Source organism: Aromatoleum evansii, from assembly GCF_045689615.1.
Lineage (GTDB): Bacteria > Pseudomonadota > Gammaproteobacteria > Burkholderiales > Rhodocyclaceae > Aromatoleum > Aromatoleum evansii.
In genome coordinates, this window is record NZ_CP141259.1 from 4,389,910 (window position 1) to 4,409,638 (window position 19,729).

The following is a 19,729-nucleotide window of genomic DNA, read 5'->3' on the forward strand; positions in this document are numbered from 1 at the left end:
GCTCACCCCAGGTTGCGCACGATGTGCGGTCCGAGCACGTTCGCCACCCCGATGGGCAGCCGTCGCCATAGCGCGATCAGCGCCCGATACTTCGGATTCATCGGATTGTTCTGCGGCACCGCGTCGCGCTTGTACAGGCGATACTCGTAAGCCAGCGGCTGCGGCTCGAAGCCCCAGTTCTTCTTGAATCCGTAGGGGCCGGTACCGACCTTGCTGCGACCGTAATCGAACAGTGTCGCCCCGCGGCCGACAGCCCGCCGCATCAGCTCCCAATACTTGAAGTCGTTCGCGGCCAGATCGCGCGCCGCCGGCGCATCGCCGGCGTAATAGGGCAGGATCTCGTTGCGGAAGTAGAAGCTCAGCACGCCCGACATCGGCCTGCCCGCCGGGTCGGTGATCGTCAGCACCTCGCAGTTCGGACCGAACTCCCGCAGCAAGCGCGCGAAAAAGGCCTTCGGCAGCGCGGGCGTGCCATGGCGCAGCACGTTCCCGGCATACAGCGGGAAGAAGCGCTCCACATCCTCATCGATGCGCGCGACCAGACCGTTGCGCATCCCCTTGCGCACCATCGCGCGCTGCTTGCGGGGGATCGCCGACAGGTTGGCCTCGTCCTCGGCCGCGATCTCCTTGCGGAAGGTCACATACAAGTCCTGGCGCGGCCAATCCGCGTGCCGCGCATGCAGGTTGCGGTATTCCAGATGCTGCACGCCCAGCCGCCGCGCCAGCTCGTCGGCGTGCGTCTCCAGCGCGGCCACCGCATCGGCTGCGCCCGCCGCGCCACCGTAGGCGCAGAAAGGCAGCGACGCGAGCGCATGGCCGAAGAGGCGGCTCCTGACCTCCGCCAACGGCAGGATCGCGACGATCTCGCCGGCCCGTTCCGCATACAGGAAATGCGTCCGGTGACGGAACACCTCACGCATGATGTCCTGCCAGGCCGCCAGGTGAAAGAAGGTCGCCTCCGGGCAGGCGTGTACGAACGCATCCCAGCGCCGACGGTCGGCCTCGTCCAGTCGCCTGACCAGCAAGGGGGGACGGTCCATCGCGATTGCCCTCCCCGGCCGCTTCAGAAATCCGCGAAAACCCGGTCGGCACGCCCCCAGGCGAAATCACGCAGGAGGCATCGCAGCCGCCCCTCGGTGCGCTCGAGATTCACGTAATGACGGAATCTCGTCTTCATCGACGCGCGGTTCACGCGCGGCTGCTCGGGATCGATCTCCCAAGGGTGGAAGTAGAAGATCGCCGCTTGGGCATCCTCGCGATTGACGCGGGCAATCTGCCAGCGCGACACGGCATACGGCAACAGCCGGAAGAAGCCGCCGCCGCCGGCCGGCCAGTTGCGGCCCATCCAGCGCATCGTCGTCACCGGCACCTCGAGCAGGCCGCAGTCCAGGCGGTACGGAAAACGCGGCGCGTCCGGCATGCCGTAATGGTCGTGATGCACCGGATAGACGCTGGAACTGTAGGCATAGCCCGCCTCGGCAATGCAGTCGTGCGCCCACAGATTTGCCTTGCCGATGGAAAAGCTCGGCGCCCGGTAGCCGGCCACCCGTTCGCCGCCAATGTCCTCCAGCACCGCCTTCGCAAGCACGATGTCGGCGAGAAAGCGATCGCACGACTGCGCGCTTGCACGCTCGTGTTCATAGCCGTGACTGGCGATCTCATGGCCCTGCGAAACGATCAGCCGGACCAGTTCGGGGTAACGCTCCGCAACCCAGCCCAGCACGAAGAAGGTTGCCCGTGCGTCATGGTCATCGAGCAACTGCAGGATCTGATTCACGTTGCGCTCGACCCTGCACGGCACCTGTTCCCATTCCGTGCGCGGAAAATGGGGTGCGAGCGCGGACACATGGAAGTAATCCTCGACATCGATGGTCAGCGCATTGACGATTCGCTCGTCCATGTCACACGCCTCCCATCGACTCGCGCTCGCGCAGCCATGCAGCAAGGTGGGCGACGATGCGCTCGGCGGCACGGCCATCCCAGTATTCCGGCACGCGCCCGCGCTTGCCTCCACCATCCAGCACGGCGTCAGCCGCCGCGCGCAATGCAGCAGGATCGATGCCCACTACGGTGTTCGTGCCCTGCTCCACCGTGATCGGCCGCTCGGTGTTCTCCCGGATCGTCAGACACGGCACGCCCAGCGCGGTGGTCTCCTCCTGGATTCCGCCCGAATCGGTGAGCACCATCGTCGCGCCCGCCATCAGGCCGAGCATCTCCAGATAGCCCTGCGGCGGCAGCACCAGAAAGCCCTGCGCATCGAGTCGGTTCAGCATGTCGAAACGCTCGAGATTCGCACGCGTACGCGGGTGCAGCGCAAACACCAGCGGCAGGCGCGCACTGATATTCCGCAACGCATCGACGATCGGCCCAAGCGTATCGGGGTGGTCCACGTTGGAGGGGCGATGCAGGGTGACCACGCCATACCCCCCGCGCAAGCGCTCGCCCCCGAACCCCGACGCGGCGATCAAATCGGACGCCGCCGGCGCCTTCGACAGGTTCGCACGCAGGCTGTCGATCATCACGTTGCCGACGAACACGGCCCGCTGCGGTGCGATGCCCTCGCGCACGAGATTGGCGTGCGCGCTGCGCTCGGTCGTGTACAGGAGGTCGGAAATCTGGTCGGTCAGCACGCGATTGATTTCCTCGGGCATCGTCCGGTCGTAGCTGCGCAGGCCCGATTCCACATGCACGACGGGGACGCCCCGCTTCGACGCGACCAGTGCGCAAGCCAGCGTCGAATTCACGTCCCCGACCACAAGAACCGCCCGGGCACCATTGGCATCGATCACCGGCTCGAAGCGCTTCATCACCTCCGCCGTCTGCACCGCATGGCTGCCCGAACCGACCCCGAGATTCACGTCCGGCCGCGGCAGTTCGAGATCCGCAAACAGGCGATCATTCATCGCCACGTCGTAATGCTGCCCCGTGTGTACGAGCAGCACCGGCACCGCGGGCGCATGCGCCCTGAAGGCGCGGATGATCGGCGCCATCTTCATGTAATTCGGCCGCGCTCCGACCACGCAGATCACGGGGCGAAGGGAAATGTCAGCGTCCATCGGGCGCCCCGCCCTCGCCATCGTCGCGGCGGACGGCCTGAAGCAGCTGATTCAGCACGTCCAGCGTCGCCGCCATCGACTGCTCCAGACCCGCGATGCGCGCCTCGATGCGCTGCACATCGAAATTCGCTGCCATTCCGGCCACGCGATCGGCCAGCGCCCCCGGAACCTGCAGGCTCCGCGGATCGATCGCACCGGCGGCCAGAGACGGAAGCGCACTGCCGCTGAGTCCGCCCAAGGTTGCACCGGTTGGCCGCCGGGCAGCGAACTCGTCCTGCAACTCGCTCACCACCTCGCGCACATCGGCTTCGCCAATGGTGTGTCGCTCGGCGATGTAGGCCGCCAGCATCAGGCGGTCGCAAAGCGAATTGATGCGGCGCGGAATGCCACCCGTATTGGCGTAGACGAGCGCGAACGCGCCATCGTCGAAGCTCGGGTCGCTCTGCCAGCCGACGTGGCGAAGCCGGTGCTCGACATAGGCGCGCGTCTCGGCCGCGTCCAGCGGCCCCAGGTGGTACGACGCGATCACCCGCTGGCGCAGCTGCTGCATCTGCGGCCCCTGCATGGTGTCGCGGAACTCCGGCTGGCCGACCAGGAAGCTCTGCAGCAGGGCGTGGTCTTCGAGCTGGAAGTTCGACAGCATCCTGAGCTCCTCCACCGCATGCGGGCTCAGGTTCTGCGCCTCGTCGACAATCAGCAAGGCGCGCTTGCCCGCCGCCGCCAGCGAAACGAAATAGGTCTCGAGCGCCAGCAGCAGGCCGGCCTTGTCGAGGCTGCGGCTCGGGACGCCGAACGCTGCGGCGATCATGCGCAGGATGTCGCTTTCGTCGACCTGCGTGTTCACCAGATTCGCGGCGACCACCTTGTCGGCATCGAGGCGTTCGAGCAGGCTGCGCACGAGCGTCGTCTTGCCCGCACCGATCTCGCCGGTCACGACGATGAACCCCTCGTTCTGGTGCAGGCCGTATTCCAGGTAGGCCATCGCCCGCCGATGCCCGCGACTGCCAAAGAAGAAGGCGGGATCGGGATTGAGCTGGAAGGGCTTCGCGCGCAGCCTGAAATAGGATTCGTACATGCAAGTTCAGCTCAGAAGCTCACCGAAATCGTCGCCGTGATCACGTTCTCGATGAAGTCGCTCAAGCCTTCCGAGCGTTGATAGCGGTAAGTCAGCCCACCCGAGGTGTTCGGGCCGAGCTGCTTCGACAGCGCCAGACTGAACGCCGTCCGCTCCGTCTCGGATCCATCCGTCCCGCTTCCGGTCGAGCGTGAGCGCGTCAAGCTCGCACTGAGCGAGGTCTGTGGTGCAAGCCGGTGACTCAGCGCAACAGTCGCAGAGCGCGTCTTCACATCGTCGAAGCGCGCAAAATCGTCCTGCGGGTTTCCTGTCACCTCAGCCCCCAGACGACTGCGCTCGGACTGCTGCAACGACAAGGTCAGCACGTTGCGGACGCCGATCAGCGACACGCTCCCGGTCAGGTTGCGTGTCACGAAACGCGCATTCGACAGGAACAGGTCGCGCGGGCCGATCGCCGGATAGCCCAGCAGCCGACGCACGACCGCCTCGCGCAGGAAGGGATCGGGAATCACACGCTCGAGGGCGTCATAGAGCAGACGAAACTCCGGGTCCCGAAACACATCGGCACCCAGCAATTCGAGCGAGGACGAAATATCCCGCGAATACGACAGGTTCCAGTTCGACAAGGCATGGCGATGATTGAACATGAAGTCGTAGCCACGGCCGAAAACACGCTTCTCCGTCGTTCCCGAGATCGTCGTGCGCTCGGTGGGATTCCAGTCGAAGCCGCCCCCCACGATCGAGCTACTGTCATCGGAGGCCGTGTCGTAATCATTGCGCTCGTGGCCCACGATTCCGCGCAGGCGGAATTGTGGCGTCACCGTCACATACAGCGTTCCCCGCATCGTCTCTTCCGAGGAACTCCCGGTGGTCCCGGCACGCCCCGAGTCGCTCTCCGAGCGACTGTACGACAGCCCCCAGCCCACCCGCCCGAACTGCACCGGATTGGAGACCTGCGCATTCAGCTCGGAGTCGCGCCGGTTATCCAGCCCGCCCCCCCCGCTCATCCAGCGCGTCATGTAACTGGCCGTACCGCTCGTCTCCGGCCCCAGCCTGAAGTTGAGCCGGGGGCCGATACCGAACATTCGCGTTGCGTTGTCGCTTGAAATATCTTGGGGATCGCCAGCGGCACGGCCAAAGAAGGCCGAACGGTTATTCCGGCTCATCGACGCGTCCATGTCGATGAACAAGGTCTTTTCCACCGCTTCGAACTGCCCATGCCCGTTGAGCGTCAGGAAGGAGTCGTTGCGGTCCGTTTCGCTCATGTACGCGACATTGCGCACCGTCGCGTTGAGGTTTCCGCGGAAGCGTCCGCTATTGCGCAACACGGATACCCCTGGCGCCACCTCCAGGCTCAGATCTCCGTCGCCTCCCTGCGCATCGGCGCCGACATTGTCCGAGTACGTCACCGTTGCGCTGACGAAGGGCCGAACCTCAACGCTCTGGGCATTCGCCACGCCGGGCAAGGAAATCGCCGCGAACGCCAATCCGGCGCAGAAGGCCGTGACGACAGGCTTCAACTTAGGCCGCAGCATCCGGGTGCGCATCGGAACCATGACTCCGCCCGTATCTGTAGCCGTAGCCGTATCCGTATCCATAGCCGTAAAGGCCACCGCGCGCGCCCTCCGTCGCCTTGTTCAGGACCAGGAGCTTCACCGGGCAATTCTCGATCGTGCCCAATGCCTGCTTGACGGCACCATGCGTCGTTCGCCCGGACTCGACCACCACCACCACCTGCCCCATGTGCGACGCGAGCACCCGCGCCTCGGTCGTCGATAGCAGGGGGGGAGAGTCGAACACGATGATGCGCTCCGCGTAGCGGGTAGCCATCTCCTCCAGCATGCGAGTCATCGCATCCGACGCGATCAATTCCGTCGATCGCTGATGCGTCATACCCGCCGGCAGGATCGACAGCTTCTCCACGTTCGTGCGCAGCATCACGTCCGAAAGATCCGGGACGTCTCCCACGAGCACATCCATGAGTCCCTTGCGCGGGGGAAGCCCCAGGCGCTGGAGGATCGACGGACGGGCGAAATCCGCATCCACGAGCAAGACAGTGTTGTCGAGCTCCATTGCGATGCTCATCGCGAGGTTCATCGCCGTGAACGACTTGCCCTCGCCCGGCAAGGCGCTCGTGACCATGATCAGGTTGCCGCTCTCGACCGGCGCAGCCCCCCGCCCCTGGGCGTTGTGTATCAACGGCCGCTTCACCACCCGGTACTCTTCCGCGATTGCCGACTGCGGCAGGTCGGGTGTCACCATGCCCATCCGGCTCAGCCGCGCGAGGTCAAGGACCACGGCATGCGCCGGACCGACGCCATCTGCATGAGAGCCCCCGGCGTCGCGCCGGCTCGCTGCAACCGCCTCCCGCGTTACCGCGGCACTGGCGGGCTGCGCAACCGCATCAGGCTCCTGCACGGGACCCGCCGCGGCGGACGCATCCCCACCGGCAAGCCCCTGCTCTGCCCGCTTCAGTTGATCCAGCCGTTCGACCGCCTTCTCGATCAGACTCATGAAACAACCTCCCGGATGCGGCTCACGTCTGCAGCCACTTGAGCAGCACCGTCATCGCCCCGACCGCAACGGCGAAACTCGCGAGACCTCCGCCGAACATCATCAACCGGCGCCGTTCCACCTTTTCCCTGGCGGGATCGGGCAAGAGCGAAATCACCCCCAGAACGGGAAGGCCGGTTACTTCGCGCAAACCACGCGGTTCGACGAAAGCTGGGCGGAACTGCGCGATCAGGAAAGTGACCGCGACGCCTGCCGCCAGGGCCAGGAAGCCTGCAAGCGGCATTAGCAGGAGCCGGTTCGGCGCTGCCGGCGTGCGCGGCACGGTAGGCGGATCGATCACCCGGAACTCGGTAATCCCTCCCTGTGCGCTCATCTCGACCGACATCGCGGCCGATTCACGGCGCTGCACGAGCGACTCGTAATTCTGCCGATGGACGTTATAGTCCCGGTTCAGCTGGGTCTGCTCCGCCTCGATCTTCGGCAACAGCTCCTGCTGCGAACGCAACTGAGCCAATCGCGAATTCAGCTCGGCGAGACGGGCACGAAGTGACGCCACCTTCGCGTCCGCCTCGGAGAGCGCCATCTTCATCTGCTGAAACACCGGATTGGCGCCGGGTGCCGCTCCCTGCCCGCCCCCGGCCTTGCGCATCGATTCGATTTCCTGCTGCTTTTCGGCCTCGAGCTGCGCGATGACCCGCCTGACACCGACCACGTCCGGGTGCTCGTTCGTGTAACGCAGCATCATCTCGTCCAGATTCTTCCTCAGCACCGCCAAGCGCGCGTCGACTTCCGGAACCGATACCATCGACGGATCCGGCGGATCGGTCCGCAGCATTGGGTCCTCGACCGCGAGTTGCCGCTCGAGCGAACTGCGCGAATTCTCCGCCTCCCTCAGCTCGAGCTGGGCCTCGTTCAGGCGATTCATCAACTCCGCGATCTGCGAAACGTAATCCCGCCCCCCATCCCCGAGCAGGGCCATGTTGCGCAGACGGAAATCTTTGAGCCGATTCTCGGCCTCGGTCAGCTTCACCTCGTAGTTTGCGATCTGCTCATCGATGAAGCGACGGGCCGAACTCGAGTCCTGCTGCTTCCCGACGAGCCCCGACTCGACGAAGAGCGACACCAGTGCCTGCACGACCCGGTGTGCGCGTTCGGGCACCTGATCGCGATAGGCCAGCGTAAAAAGGTTGTCCCGCCCCGTACCCCGGATCTCCAGGTCGCTCATCAAGGTCGTGATCAGCGATTCACGGTCGGCGGGCGTACGTGTCGTGATATCTAGATCGGCCATCGAGATCAGCTTCTCGACGTTCGGACGCGTGATCAAGGTACGGCTCAGGATCGCCACCTGCTGATCGACGTTCGGCTGCACGGCAAGGCCGGACATCAGCGGCCGCAGGACCGACTGCGTATCGACATAGATACGCGCAGAGGACTCGAAGCGGTCGGGGATCGAATAGACAGCGAATCCCGCGACGACGCCCACCACCCACGTCACGGCCAGCCCCCACCAGCGGAAGCGCCACATTCCACGCAAGTAGCCGTAAAACCGGGTCAGAAGCTCTTCCATGGATCTACCTGTAAGTTCCCGCGACCGGAGTCACGCGGTTACCTGGGAAGTCGGCAACAGATCAGAACCAGCTTTGCGGGATGATCAGAACGTCTCCCGGACGCATCTCCACGTTGGCCGACACATCCCCCCGCTTCACGAGATCCTTCAGGCGAACGCTGTACTGCTTGTTTCCCTCGGCCGTGCGCAGGATCGTCGCCGCGTTGCCGTCCGCAAACTCGGTGATGCCACCCACCTTGATCATCACGTCGAGCAGGGTCATCTTCTGCTGATACGGGAGCGTCTGCGGGTTTGCTGCCTCGCCGACGATGCGGATCTGCTCGCTATACGGCCCCACGAAGGACGTCACGATCACGGTGACCACCGGCTCGCGGATGAACTTCGACAGGGCCTTCTCGATATCGCGCGCCAGGGTCGAGGCATCCTTGCCCAGCGCCGGCAGATCCTCGACCAGCGGCGTAGTGATTTTCCCGTCCGGGCGCACCGGAACGGACATCGAAAGCTCCGGGTTCCGCCACACCACGATATTTACCGAATCGCCCGGCCCGATCACGTAGTTGTATTCGGCTTCCGCCGCGCCGGCCGGGGCGGGCGGATGGGCGGATGTTGCGCAACCGGCCAGCACCCCGAGGAACAGCGACAGCGCGCACAGGTTGCAGATCCGGGCCCCCAACTTCGATGCACCGAAATTCATGACTGAATACCTCCCACGTTCGTCGGCGTCGAACAAGCACAGCGAGCCTTTGCACATGCTAGGTGACTTTGGGCACGTCCCAACAGGAACAATTACACAACCGCTTACAGCACTTAAACAGGCTCGCCGTTAAAGTTTTCACACCCTGGAACGGATAGTTTCCCCACAAGTATTGACTTATCAGGACCTGCACGGACGCGATGAATAGTGTTGCCAGCAGCCATGAAGCACGCCAGCAGAGCGTGCGCAGCCCGAGCGGAGCAGCGCACGCCCGCCGCGGCTTCCGCGGAGAAATCCTGCACCACGATTTCGCCCTGCGGCGGAATGGCTACCATCTGAGAATCGTCCCGCCGCACGGCCCGCTCCGCGCCGACGTCGACCGCTTGATCCACCGGATGTACTCGTGGCGCGGACTCACGCCCTACCAGGGACACGATTCCCCGGGACAACCGATCCAGACGACCCTGGTGGCCTGCCGAGGCGATCGGCCGTTCGGAACCCTGACGGTTGGCATGGACCTCGGCAAGGGTCTTCTCGCGGACACGCTCTACCGCACGGAAATCGACTCCGCGCGAAGCCGCGGCGGGCAAGTGTGCGAAGTCACGCGACTCGCAATGGATCCCGAGCACAGCACGCCCGAGACGCTGGCAGCCATCTTCCACCTCGGTTTCATCATCGCACGCCTCATGCATGGGATGACCGACAGCTACATCGAAGTGCACCCGCGGCACACCTCCTACTACCGCCGCACCCTGGGTTACCGCGTCGCAGGCCCGCACCTCACCTGCCCGCGCGTCGGCGCCCCCGCCGTCCTCATGCACCTGCCGCTATCGCATGCCGAAACACAAGCGCTCCGCTACGGCGGCAGCACTCGAACGAACAGCCGAAACCTGTATCAACTGTTCCTCTCGCCGACAGAACAGCGCGCCGTCCTGAACTCGCTGCAGGGCCGACACGAAAGCTGAGATGCAGCACCATCCGCCGCAACATGGGCGGACCAGCCGCAAACAAAAACGGGCGCCGAAGCGCCCGTTTTCATTTGCAGAACTGCAACTATCAGAAGTTGTGGCGCAGGCCGACACCGAAGGAGGTGTTGTCCAGCCCCGCGGCCGAGCCGAGGAAGCTGTATGCGCCGCCGCCGTCATACGCGCCGCCGTCGTCGATCGACACCTTCTGCTTGTCGTTGTCGATCTTGGTCCACTGGGCGTAGACCTTGGTGCGCTTCGACAGGTTGTAGTTGTAAGCCAGCGTGAGCTGCTTGGCACCGGTGTCGTCGGTGTCGCTCCAGTCCTGCGCGACACCATAGTTCACGTGGAACTCGTTGGCACCAACCGGAACCATCACCGCGACGCGGTAGTAGTTGCGATCCTGCTCGCCCGTGAGGCCAGTCTGATCCTGAAGACCGCCGTTCTCCGACTTGCTGCGCTCGGCGAGCGCGCCGACCACGACCGCCTTGAAGTCATACACGCCGGCCAGCACCAGCATGCTGTCCTTGCTCTTGCCGTCGTCGAAGTTGTAGAAGCGGTTCGTCTGCGCGTAGCCGAAACCGACGTGCAGCGGGCCATTGTCGTAGCTCAGCGTAGCCGAGTAATGCGTCGGGCGGTCGTTGCGCGTTGCAGTGTCGGTCGCTTGTTCGTTCAGCGCCGAGTACTGCGCTTCGAACGTGAAGCCGCCGCCGAAGGTCGGGCTGGCGTAGCTGACCGAGTTGCGGACGAAGAAGTTGTCCGGGTCAAACGCCTGATACCACAGGAACGGATCCGACGAGTTGCCGGTGTCGTGGTTGTGCATGCCCAGGTAGTCGTGCGTCGCGTAATACAGCGGGCTGGTGATGTAACCCAGCTTGACGGTACCCAGGTTGCTCTTCAGGCCGACAAAGGTGTCACGGCTGGCCAGGCTGCCACCGCCGGAGTCAGAACGGAAACCGCTCTCGACCTGGAACAGCGCCGACAGGCCATTGCCCAGATCCTCGTTGCCGCGGAAGCCGATACGCGACGAGTTATTGACCATTTGAGTAACACTACTCTCGCCCTGGACCTTGGTCTGCTCCAGCGAGGTATTCACGCGGCCGTAGATGGTCACGTTGGATTGCGCTTGGGCGGCGCCTGCGACACCGATGGCAGCCAGCGCGATGGCCAGCGTCTTGACGTTCAACATTGATTCGACTCCCCACTTGTAATGGATTGATTGTCGGCTTTCCGCAACAGGGCCGATCCGGAGCCCGGGTAGGGGTCCGCTGCCACTGCGGAGGCACCGGGGGATTATAGGAGGCCGAACAAGCGAGGGAAGAGAAAGCGCATCGATCGGTCACACAACTGTCGCATCGTTGCAACAGCAAGAACGCAGCGGACCTTGGATACGCCAAAACGAAGGAAACCACCGCACCGCAGCAACGCGCGCACCCACATGAAAACGGGAAGCGCAAACGAAAAAACGGGCGCCGAAGCGCCCGTTTTGACCAATTCCGAGAGGCTCGGAATTAGAAGGTGTGACGCAGGCCGACGCCGAAGCCGGAAGCGTCCTGACCGTCAGCCTTCAGCAGGCCGGAGCTGCCATTCACGCCGCTCAGGTAGAAGTCAGCAGCCGAAGCGCTGTCGTTGTTCAGGCGGGTGTAGTAAGCCTTGACCATCGTGCGCTTGCTCAGGCTGTAGGTGTAGCCGAGGGTCCATTGCGAGAACTCGGTGTTGTCGCAGGCGTCGAAGTCGCATGCGTCGCCGTCCAGTTCCTGCGAACGAGCGTACTGCAGGTACACAGCCTGGTTGCCGCCGAACTTCTGCTCAGCGCCGACCATCCAGCCGTTACGCTTGACATCGGTGTCACCCAGAGCGCTCGACGCCTCGTACGTCGCGCGGTCATACAGCGCCGAGATGCTGGTGTTGCTCGGGAAGGTGTACTTGGCGGCGATACGGGCATCCTTCAGCTTGTCGCTGATGCCGAAAGCCGAACCACCCAGAACCGAAGCGACCACCTGGGGATCCTGCGCAACAGCGTAGCCGGCCGAAACGTACAGCGGGCCGTTCTCGTAGGCGCCAGCCAGCTGGTACGACTGCGAGTTGATGCCTTCGCCGCCATTGACGTCCGGCGACACACGGCTCTCGCCCGCCGAGTAAGCCAGTTGAGCCTTGAAGCCGGAGAAGTCCGGGGTCGTGTAGGCGACGGCGTTGTTGATGCGCTCGTCGATACCGGTCTTGATACCGCCGATCGTGCCGTAGGCAGCGCCCTGGAAGCCGATGCCGGTAGCGGCCGGGTTGAAGTCAACCTTGGCGCCGGCGGCACGCATGATGGTGGTCAGCTTGCCGAGTTGCAGGGTACCGAAGCCGCCGGTCAGACCGACGAAGGTGTCGCGGGTGGCCAGGCTGCTGGTGCCGGTGCCGTCAGCAGCGAAACCGCTCTCGACCTGGAACAGGGCCTTCAGGCCGTTGCCCAGGTCTTCGGTGCCACGGAAGCCGATCAGCGAGCTGTTCGAAGTGACGCGGGTGCGACGATCGATTTCGGTCAGAACATCGCCGCCGCTTGCCTTCACCGACTCGACGGTCGCATCAACGACGCCGTAAACGGTGACGTTGGTCTGCGCGAAAACCGGAGCGGACGCCAGGCCGGCGATGGCCAGGGCGATCAGTTTCTTTTGCATGTATTTCTCCTCTAATTGAAGCTGAAGCCGCGGTCGCAACCCCGGCCCGACTTACCTCTCAAGCGAGAAGTTGCCACGATTGTGCTCAACGCGCCGCCAGCGGTGCAAGAATCGTTCGCCCCGAACACGGCAAATGGATAAAAGTTGTTGCATGGGTGCAACAGGCGCCGGGTCGTGCAGCCACCTGTACTTGCCCGACTTGCATCAATACCCGCCGAAAGGCCCTGTCTGGCGCCACTTTCCGTCGCGAGACAATCCGACGCGGGTAGATAGCCGTGGAGTTTTCACGTGGACGGCATAGTTGGTCGCGGTGCAAAGGGAACTCTTTTCCTTCATTAGCACTCTGACTCGCTGAGTGCTAAGATCACGCGCATGGAGGAATTCCGTAGATGACCCAAGCCCTGTCCTTCCCCGTCCCGTCTGCCGTCGGCAGCATCGATCAGTACATCCAGTCGGTGAATCGCATTCCGATGCTTTCGGAAGGCGAGGAAGTGGAATTGGCGACGCGCCTGCGCGACGAGGGTGACGTGGAGGCGGCGCGGCGGCTGGTGATGTCGCACCTGCGGCTGGTCGTGGCGATCGCGCGCGGCTACCTGGGATATGGACTGCCTCACGCGGACCTGATCCAGGAGGGCAATATCGGCCTGATGAAAGCGGTGAAGCGTTTCGACCCCGCGCGCGGCGTGCGGCTGGTGTCGTTCGCGATCCACTGGATCAAGGCCGAGATCCACGAGTACGTGCTGAAGAACTGGCGGCTGGTGAAGATCGCAACGACGAAGGCGCAGCGCAAGCTGTTCTTCAACCTGCGCAGCCTGAAGCAGGATTCAACGACGCTGAGCGGCGATGAAATCCAGGCAGTGGCGACGCAGCTGGGCGTGAAGCCGGAGGAAGTCGTCGAGATGGAGACGCGCCTGACCGGGCGTGACATCCCGCTCGAAGGAGATAGCGACGACGATGACGATCGTTTTGCGCCGATCGCCTATCTGCCGGACCCGCACGCCGAGCCTTCGGAGGTGCTGGAGCGGGCCGAACTCGCGCACCTGCACGACGTCGGACTGCACGAAGCGCTCGCGAGCCTGGATGAGCGCAGCCGGACCATCGTGCAGCGACGCTGGTTGTCGGAAGGCGACAGCGCGACCCTGCACGAACTTGCGGCGGAGTACGGGGTTTCGGCCGAGCGCATCCGCCAGATCGAGGCGAAGGCGATGCAGAAGATGCGCGGGCTGCTCACGGCCTGAGGGCTGCGCCGCGATCCGGTGGGAGCGGCTTCAGCCGCGAATTGGCGCTGATTCGCGGCTGAAGCCGCTCCCACACCGCCTCTCCTCCCGCTCACTGAGCTCGTCGTCCCGCTCCCACAGAGTGCCCGTTCCGCACTCGGGCAGCTTTCTTGCGCTCCGGCAGCGCTACCCCGCAGGCCCTATTTCCCTGCAAGCAAGCTGCGGATATCCGCCGCGATGTTGTCGGCGGTTTCACCGTGCTTCACGTAGAGACGGACGCGCCCGGCCGGATCGAAGACATAGGTTCCCGTGGAGTGATCGACGGTGTAGTTGCTACCCGAAGTGTCGCCGCTCTTCTGGTAGAAGACCTTGAACTCCTTGGCGACCGCCGTGGTTTGCGCGGCATCGCCGCGCAGCGCGAGGAAGCGGGGATCGAACACCGGGATGTACTGGGCAAGCAGTTGCAGGGTGTCGCGCTCGGGATCGACCGTGACGAACAGGACCTGCACGCGCTCGGCGTCGGGCCCGAGCTGGCGCATGACCTCGGCCATGGTGGCGAGATTCGTCGGGCACACGTCCGGGCATTGCGTGTAGCCGAAGAACAGGGTGACGACCTTGCCGCGAAAATCGGCCAGCGTGCGCAGGGCCCCGGTGTGATCGGAGAGCGCCAACCCCTTGCCGTAGTCGGCACCGGTGATGTCGGTGGCGCGGAACGCGGTGGTGGCGGACGGGTTGGAACAGGCGGCGAGCGTTGCGACGGCGAGTGTTGCGGCGACAATCAGGGTGCGGAGCATCTTTCCTGGGACCGGGACATGGTGGGGATCAGTAACGCAGGTAATGATCCGCCAGCAAAGCCGCGAAGAGCAAGAACAGATAGAGGATGGAGAAGCGGAAGGTGCGGCGCGCGCGGGTGTCGCTGTAGTCCGTGTACAGGCGCCATGTGCGGCCGAGGAAGCAGCCGCCGAGCAGGATCGCGGCGGCGAGGTAGGCGACGCCGCTCATGCGGGTCGCAAACGGCAGCAGCGTGACACCGAAGAGGATGCATGTATACAGCAGCACCGACAGGCGCGTGAACTCGGAGCCATGGGTGACCGGCAGCATGGGCAGTCCGGCGCGCGCGTAGTCGGCGCTGCGGTAGAGCGCGAGGGACCAGAAGTGCGGCGGGGTCCACGCGAAGATGATGAGGAAGAGGAGCAGCGCGTCGGCGCTGACCTCGCCGGTGACGGCGGCCCAGCCGAGCACCGGGGGCATGGCGCCGGAGGCGCCGCCGATGACGATATTCTGCGGCGTGCGCGGCTTGAGGAAGATGGTGTAGACGACCGCGTAGCCGACGAAGGTTGCGAGCGTGAGCCACATCGTCAGCGGATTGACGAGCTGGTGCAGGATCACGAGGCCGCTGCCGCCCAGGGCGCCGGCGAAGGCGAGCGTTTCGCGCGGGCCGAGTTCGCCGCGCGGTAGCGGGCGCCCGCGGGTGCGGCTCATGCGCGCGTCGATATGGGCTTCGATGAGGCAGTTCATCGCGGCAGCGGCGCCGGCGACGCAGGCGATGCCGACGGTGGCCGCGAGGACGATGGCGGGCGCAGGCAGTCCGTCCGGGACGGCGAGGAACATGCCGATGATCGCGCAGAAGACGATCAGGGAATTCACGCGCGGTTTCGTCAGCACGTAGAAGGCGTGCAGACGGGCAGACGCAACGTGCGCTTCAGGCGTAAGAGTTTTCGCGGCCCGCATGGCCTACCCTCCTCTGCGCGACCGTTGCGGGAAGACGGGCCCCGCGCAGGCCATGATTGATCCAGACCATCACGATGACCAGCACCGCCGCTCCGGCGTTGTGGGCGACGGCGAGCGACAGCGGCAGGCCGAGCAGGACGTTGGCGATGCCAAGGGCGAGTTGCAGGGCAAGCGCGAGCAGCAGGACGGCGCCGAAACGGCGCGTCCCCGCGCGCCGCAGCAGGGCGCCGCCGAGCGCGAGCAGCGCGGCGCCCGCAAGCACGGCGCCGAGTCGATGGGACCAGTGGATCGCAGTGAGCGCGGCGAGCGGGAGCGCATCGCCGTCGGCGGTCATGCCGAGCTCGCGCAGCACATGGAAGGCGTTCGCGTAATCGGCCGCCGGCCACAGGCTGCCCTGGCAGGAGGGGAAGTCTGCACAGGCGAGCGCGGCGTAGTTCGTGCTGGTCCACCCGCCCAGCGCGATCTGCAGCGCGAGGAGGATGAAAGCGGTACGCGCGAGGGCAAGATAGCGGCGGGGAACTTCGGTGCGCGCCGATGCATGGGCCTGCAGGGCAAGCCAGGCGAGCAGCGCGAGCGTCGTGAGTCCGCCGAGGAGGTGGGCCGTGACGATGGCGGGCTTGAGGAGCAGCGTGACGGTCCATTTGCCGAGCAGCCCCTGGAAGATCACCACGCCGACCAGGGCCGCGGCGAGTCGCGGGGCGACGCCGGGAGTGCCGCGGCGGCGCCAGGCGAGGAAGGCGATGGCGAGGATCAGCAGGCCGAGGCTGGCGGCGAGGTAGCGGTGGATCATTTCCTTCCACGCCTTGGGAAGGCTGACCGGGCCGTGGGGGTCGGCGGCGTGGGTCTCGAGGATCTCGTCGGCGGCGTGGTGCGGACTAAGCTGGCCGTAGCAGCCCGGCCAGTCGGGGCAGCCGAGGCCGGCATCGGACAGGCGGACGTAGGCGCCGAAGACGACGACGACGGCCGTGAGCGCGAGTGCGAGGAGGATGAGGCGGCGGTAGGCGGTCATTGCGCGGCCCGTTCCTCGCCCAACCCTGCGGGATGGACGACTTGCCCCCGTCCGAGCGCGGAGTACTTGAGCAGGCGCTGCAGGTCCTTGATCACGCGGCGCGGGTCGGCGCTCTCGGGGAAACGCATCATCACTTGCCCGCGCGGATCGACGAGATAGACGTGACGCCCGCGTTCGGCGCCGGGCAGCTGGGCGAGCCAGGCCGGCGCGCTGCGGGCCACGCGCAACCCCTCGTGCGCGGCGAGCGTTCCCGACTCGGGCACCGCTGCGTCGGTCACGAGCCACAGGCGGCCGACGCGCCCCATCGCCTCGCCCTGTGCGAGGCGTACCTGGCGCATCAGGTAGAGCGCCTCGGCGCAGGGCCGCTCGCAGGCGCCGGGCGCCGTGAACAGCAGGGTCCAGCGGCCCTCGAACTCGGCAGCGGAGAAATCGGGCTGGCCGGCGACGCCGGCGAGACGCGCTGCGGCGAGGGGCGCCGGCACGAGAAGCTCGCCGTAGTTGCTGCGGCCGTCGGGCTGCCACACGTAGTAGGCGAAATAGGACGCCAGGACGGGGAGCACGCAGACCAAGGCGAGCAGCAAGAGCGTACGGCGCCCCGCGCGCGTGCGGGCGGCTGCGGGCGGGAGTTCAGAGAGGCTGGCGCTCGTCATGGCGAGACCTCCGGAATGCGTTCCACAGGTACCACAGGGTCAGGCCTGTGGCGAGGACGGCGAGCGCGTACCACTGCAGGGCATAGCCGCGATGGCGATCGATGCCTGCGTCGGGTTCGGGCCAGTCGCGGATCAGGCCGTCGTCGGCATGGCTGGTCTGCTGCACATAGAAGTCCGCCACCGCGAGACGGGTGTCGGCGCGGTAGCGCGCGAGGTCGAGTGTCTGCCACACCATGCCCGAGGGCGAATCCGCGGCGAGCATGAAGGGCTTCTCCGCGGGATGACGCACGCGGCCGGCGACGACGGTTTCGCCGGGCGGATTGGAGATCCGCGGGGGCGCCTTCGCGCGATCTCCGCCCGCCCCGATCCAGCCGCGATTGACCAGTACGACGCCCCCCTGCCCTTTGAGCTGCAGGGGCGTGAAGACGTGGTAGCCCGCGCGCCCCTGGTGCACGCGGTTGTCGATCAGGATGCTGCGCCCGGGGAGCCATTCGCCACGGAGTTCGACGAGGTGCCACTCGGAAGGCGAGGTCGAGTCGAGGGGCTGGGCAGGATGCTCGGCTGCGGCACGGTATTCGGCCTGCAGTTCGGCCTTCTCCGCGGCGCGGCGCGTCTGCCAGTTGCCCAGCTGCAGCGTCAGCAGCGCGAGCGCGACGCCCGCGAGGAGCGGCACGGGATGGAGACGGGCGTTGCGGCGCAGGCTCATGCGGACGGACGGCTCACAGCAGGTAGACGACGAGGAAGAGGAGCAGCCACACGACGTCGACGAAGTGCCAGTACCAGGCGGCAGCCTCGAAGCCGAAGTGGTCGTCCGGCCTGAAGTGGCCGGCGATCGCGCGGCCGAGCATCACGGTGAGCATGATCGCGCCGACGGTGACGTGCATGCCGTGGAAACCGGTCAGGAGATAGAAGGTGGAGCCGTAGATGCCGGTATCGAGGCGCAGGTTGAGTTCGGCGTAGGCGTGGCGGTACTCGTAGATCTGCAGACCGAGGAAGAGGATGCCGAGCAGGATGGTGACGAGCAGGCCGAGCTTGAGTTGGCCGCGCCGGTCGTGGCGCAGGCCGTGGTGCGCCCAGGTGAGGGTTGCGCCGGAGCTGAGCAGGATCAGGGTGTTGATCGCGGGGATGCCCCAGGCGCTCATCGGCGTGAAGGGATCGGGCTTGTCGGGGCCGGCGGTGGGCCAGCCGCCGGCAAAGCCCTGCCACAGCAGTTCCATGGTGTCGCCGGTCGCGAGCCAGGGCACGGAGAGGACGCGGGCGTAGAACAGCGCGCCGAAGAAGGCGGCGAAAAACATCACCTCGGAGAAGATGAACCAGCCCATCGACCAGCGGAAGGAGCGGTCGACCTTGCGGCCGTAATTGCCGCCTTCGGATTCGCGTACGACCTGGCCGAACCAGCCGAACAGCATGAAGACGAGCACGGCGATACCGAGGAAGAAGAGCCACGGCCCGACTTTTACGCCGTTGAGCCACATCGCAGCGCCGCTGCCGAAGAGCAGCAGCGCGATGGAGCCGAAGATGGGGTACTTCGACGGCTCGGGGACGAAGTACTTTTCGAAGGTTTGCGTCATGTTCCTACTCCTTCTTCTCCCATACCTTATGAACCGACCACCAGGCGCACGACGGCGACGATGGTGAGCACGAAGGCGAGCCCCGCGAGCAGGCCGGCGACGATGACGGCGCGCGGGTCGAGTGAGCGGGCGTCGTGTTCGTAGTCGCGACGGCGCCGGATGCCGATGAATGACCACAGCACGGCACGTAGTGTTTCAAGGAAGCCTGCGCGTGGCGGGGTGGAGGGATCGCTGGGCAGCGCGTGGCGCGGATCATCGTTCTGCATGGCGATCACGAACGGCCTCCCGCGCCGTCGCCGGCCATGCGGCGTCCGGCGATCTCGAAGAAGGTGTAGGAGAGGGTGATGACCTTGACGTCGGCGGGCAGGCCGGGGTCGACGACGAAGGCGACGGGCATCGTTCGCTTCTCGCCGGCGGCGAGGGTCTGCTTGGCGAAGCAGAAGCATTCGAGCTTGCGAAAGTACTGGCCCGCGAGCTGCGGCCCGTAGCTGGGAACGGCCTGGCCGGTGACCGGCTCGCTGCGGGAGTTGGAGACTTCGTAGGCGACCGTCGCAAGCTCGCCGGGGTGGACGCTGATCTGCGTCTGCAGCGGGCGGAACTGCCAGGGCAGGTCGTGGATGTTGGCGTCGAACTGGACCGTGACGGTGCGCGTGAGGTCGATCTGGGTGTTGGCGACGGCGTCGGGCTTGAGCAGGTTGTTGATGCCGGTGACTTCGCAGATCTTTTCGTAGAAGGGGACGAGGAGGAAGCCGAAGCCGAACATGACGACGGCGGCGACGGCGAGGCGCACCAGCAGGCGGCGATTTTCCGCGGCGACGCGGCCTTGGGCGCTCATGGGGCGAGACCCTTGAACTTGAACAGCGCGGCGACGAAGAACGCGAGCGCGACGGCCGCGAGCACGAGGGCGGTGCGGCGGTTCGCGGCGCGGCGGGCGGGGTCGTCGGGGCGGGGCATCGCTTCGGAGCCAGTCATGGTCGGGGCTGACGCGGCTATGGCTGTAATCCGCGGCGCGCCGGG

General features: G+C 65.5%; 21 protein-coding genes. 2 read left to right on the forward strand and 19 right to left on the reverse strand.

The features are described 5' to 3' along the window. Positions 1-2: 2 nt before the first annotated feature. The 8 genes from U5817_RS20555 to U5817_RS20590 form a co-directional block, all read right to left on the reverse strand. Positions 3-1,040, reverse strand: a complete 1,038-nt coding sequence (locus U5817_RS20555; protein ID WP_169125986.1) for a FemAB family XrtA/PEP-CTERM system-associated protein — start codon at positions 1,038-1,040, stop codon at positions 3-5. A 23-nt stretch (positions 1,041-1,063) separates the two neighbouring features. Further along, positions 1,064-1,900 carry an XrtA system polysaccharide deacetylase gene (locus U5817_RS20560; RefSeq protein WP_169125987.1) on the reverse strand — a complete coding sequence of 279 codons (837 nt, stop codon included), beginning with the start codon at positions 1,898-1,900 and terminating at the stop codon, positions 1,064-1,066. A gap of 1 nt (position 1,901) precedes the next feature. After that, positions 1,902-3,056 carry a non-hydrolyzing UDP-N-acetylglucosamine 2-epimerase gene (gene wecB, locus U5817_RS20565; protein WP_169125988.1) on the reverse strand — a complete coding sequence of 385 codons (1,155 nt, stop codon included), beginning with the start codon at positions 3,054-3,056 and terminating at the stop codon, positions 1,902-1,904. Further along, positions 3,046-4,131, reverse strand: coding sequence for an XrtA/PEP-CTERM system-associated ATPase (locus U5817_RS20570; RefSeq protein WP_169125989.1), 1,086 nt, complete (start codon positions 4,129-4,131; stop codon positions 3,046-3,048). The genes wecB and U5817_RS20570 overlap by 11 nt, the downstream gene beginning before the upstream one ends. Positions 4,132-4,142: 11 nt before the next feature. Continuing rightward, a complete protein-coding gene (locus U5817_RS20575) occupies positions 4,143-5,687 on the reverse strand; it encodes a TIGR03016 family PEP-CTERM system-associated outer membrane protein (protein ID WP_407278632.1) in 1,545 nt (514 codons plus the stop codon). Then, positions 5,653-6,645, reverse strand: a complete 993-nt coding sequence (locus U5817_RS20580) for an XrtA-associated tyrosine autokinase (protein WP_407278633.1) — start codon at positions 6,643-6,645, stop codon at positions 5,653-5,655. Before U5817_RS20580 ends, U5817_RS20575 begins: the two co-directional genes overlap by 35 nt. A 22-nt stretch (positions 6,646-6,667) precedes the next feature. Then, on the reverse strand, positions 6,668-8,212 hold the full coding sequence (locus U5817_RS20585; RefSeq protein WP_407278634.1) for an XrtA system polysaccharide chain length determinant: 1,545 nt from the start codon (positions 8,210-8,212) through the stop codon (positions 6,668-6,670). A gap of 61 nt (positions 8,213-8,273) precedes the next feature. Continuing rightward, positions 8,274-8,906 (reverse strand): XrtA/PEP-CTERM system exopolysaccharide export protein, encoded by a 633-nt coding sequence (locus U5817_RS20590; RefSeq protein WP_169132688.1) that lies wholly within the window; start codon positions 8,904-8,906, stop codon positions 8,274-8,276. A gap of 200 nt (positions 8,907-9,106) precedes the next feature. Between U5817_RS20590 and U5817_RS20595 the strand changes: the two genes are divergently transcribed. After that, the gene (locus U5817_RS20595; protein ID WP_407278636.1) at positions 9,107-9,871 is read left to right on the forward strand and encodes an N-acyl amino acid synthase FeeM domain-containing protein; all 765 of its coding nucleotides are present in this window, start codon (positions 9,107-9,109) and stop codon (positions 9,869-9,871) included. Between the two features lie 91 nt (positions 9,872-9,962). Here the strand turns inward: U5817_RS20595 and U5817_RS20600 are convergent, their stop codons facing one another. Next, positions 9,963-11,060, reverse strand: a complete 1,098-nt coding sequence (locus tag U5817_RS20600) for a porin (protein ID WP_407278638.1) — start codon at positions 11,058-11,060, stop codon at positions 9,963-9,965. Between the two features lie 322 nt (positions 11,061-11,382). Further along, positions 11,383-12,534 (reverse strand): porin, encoded by a 1,152-nt coding sequence (locus tag U5817_RS20605; protein WP_407278640.1) that lies wholly within the window; start codon positions 12,532-12,534, stop codon positions 11,383-11,385. Positions 12,535-12,923: 389 nt separating this feature from the next. Between U5817_RS20605 and rpoH the strand changes: the two genes are divergently transcribed. Then, positions 12,924-13,772, forward strand: a complete 849-nt coding sequence (gene rpoH / locus U5817_RS20610; protein WP_407278642.1) for an RNA polymerase sigma factor RpoH — start codon at positions 12,924-12,926, stop codon at positions 13,770-13,772. Between the two features lie 179 nt (positions 13,773-13,951). Here the strand turns inward: rpoH and U5817_RS20615 are convergent, their stop codons facing one another. Genes U5817_RS20615 through U5817_RS20655 form a run of 9 tightly spaced genes read right to left on the reverse strand, consistent with a single transcriptional unit; the run spans position 13,952 to position 19,684 of the window. After that, positions 13,952-14,545 carry an SCO family protein gene (locus tag U5817_RS20615; RefSeq protein ID WP_407278644.1) on the reverse strand — a complete coding sequence of 198 codons (594 nt, stop codon included), beginning with the start codon at positions 14,543-14,545 and terminating at the stop codon, positions 13,952-13,954. Between the two features lie 28 nt (positions 14,546-14,573). Then, positions 14,574-15,482, reverse strand: a complete 909-nt coding sequence (gene cyoE, locus U5817_RS20620; protein WP_169132678.1) for a heme o synthase — start codon at positions 15,480-15,482, stop codon at positions 14,574-14,576. Beyond that, complete coding sequence (locus U5817_RS20625; RefSeq protein WP_407278646.1) at positions 15,454-16,491, reverse strand: COX15/CtaA family protein; 1,038 nt, start codon at positions 16,489-16,491, stop codon at positions 15,454-15,456. Before U5817_RS20625 ends, cyoE begins: the two co-directional genes overlap by 29 nt. Continuing rightward, positions 16,488-17,141 carry an SCO family protein gene (locus U5817_RS20630; RefSeq protein WP_407278648.1) on the reverse strand — a complete coding sequence of 218 codons (654 nt, stop codon included), beginning with the start codon at positions 17,139-17,141 and terminating at the stop codon, positions 16,488-16,490. Before U5817_RS20630 ends, U5817_RS20625 begins: the two co-directional genes overlap by 4 nt. Further along, positions 17,119-17,847 (reverse strand): SURF1 family protein, encoded by a 729-nt coding sequence (locus U5817_RS20635; protein ID WP_407278650.1) that lies wholly within the window; start codon positions 17,845-17,847, stop codon positions 17,119-17,121. Before U5817_RS20635 ends, U5817_RS20630 begins: the two co-directional genes overlap by 23 nt. A gap of 13 nt (positions 17,848-17,860) precedes the next feature. Further along, the gene (locus U5817_RS20640; RefSeq protein WP_169132674.1) at positions 17,861-18,712 is read right to left on the reverse strand and encodes a cytochrome c oxidase subunit 3; all 852 of its coding nucleotides are present in this window, start codon (positions 18,710-18,712) and stop codon (positions 17,861-17,863) included. A gap of 26 nt (positions 18,713-18,738) precedes the next feature. Then, positions 18,739-18,978: a DUF2970 domain-containing protein gene (locus U5817_RS20645; RefSeq protein WP_169132687.1), complete on the reverse strand. Its 240-nt coding sequence runs from the start codon at positions 18,976-18,978 to the stop codon at positions 18,739-18,741. A gap of 5 nt (positions 18,979-18,983) precedes the next feature. Then, positions 18,984-19,547 carry a cytochrome c oxidase assembly protein gene (locus U5817_RS20650; protein ID WP_407278652.1) on the reverse strand — a complete coding sequence of 188 codons (564 nt, stop codon included), beginning with the start codon at positions 19,545-19,547 and terminating at the stop codon, positions 18,984-18,986. Then, positions 19,544-19,684, reverse strand: a complete 141-nt coding sequence (locus U5817_RS20655; RefSeq protein ID WP_407278654.1) for a cytochrome oxidase small assembly protein — start codon at positions 19,682-19,684, stop codon at positions 19,544-19,546. The genes U5817_RS20650 and U5817_RS20655 overlap by 4 nt, the downstream gene beginning before the upstream one ends. Between the last annotated feature and the right edge of the window lie 45 nt (positions 19,685-19,729).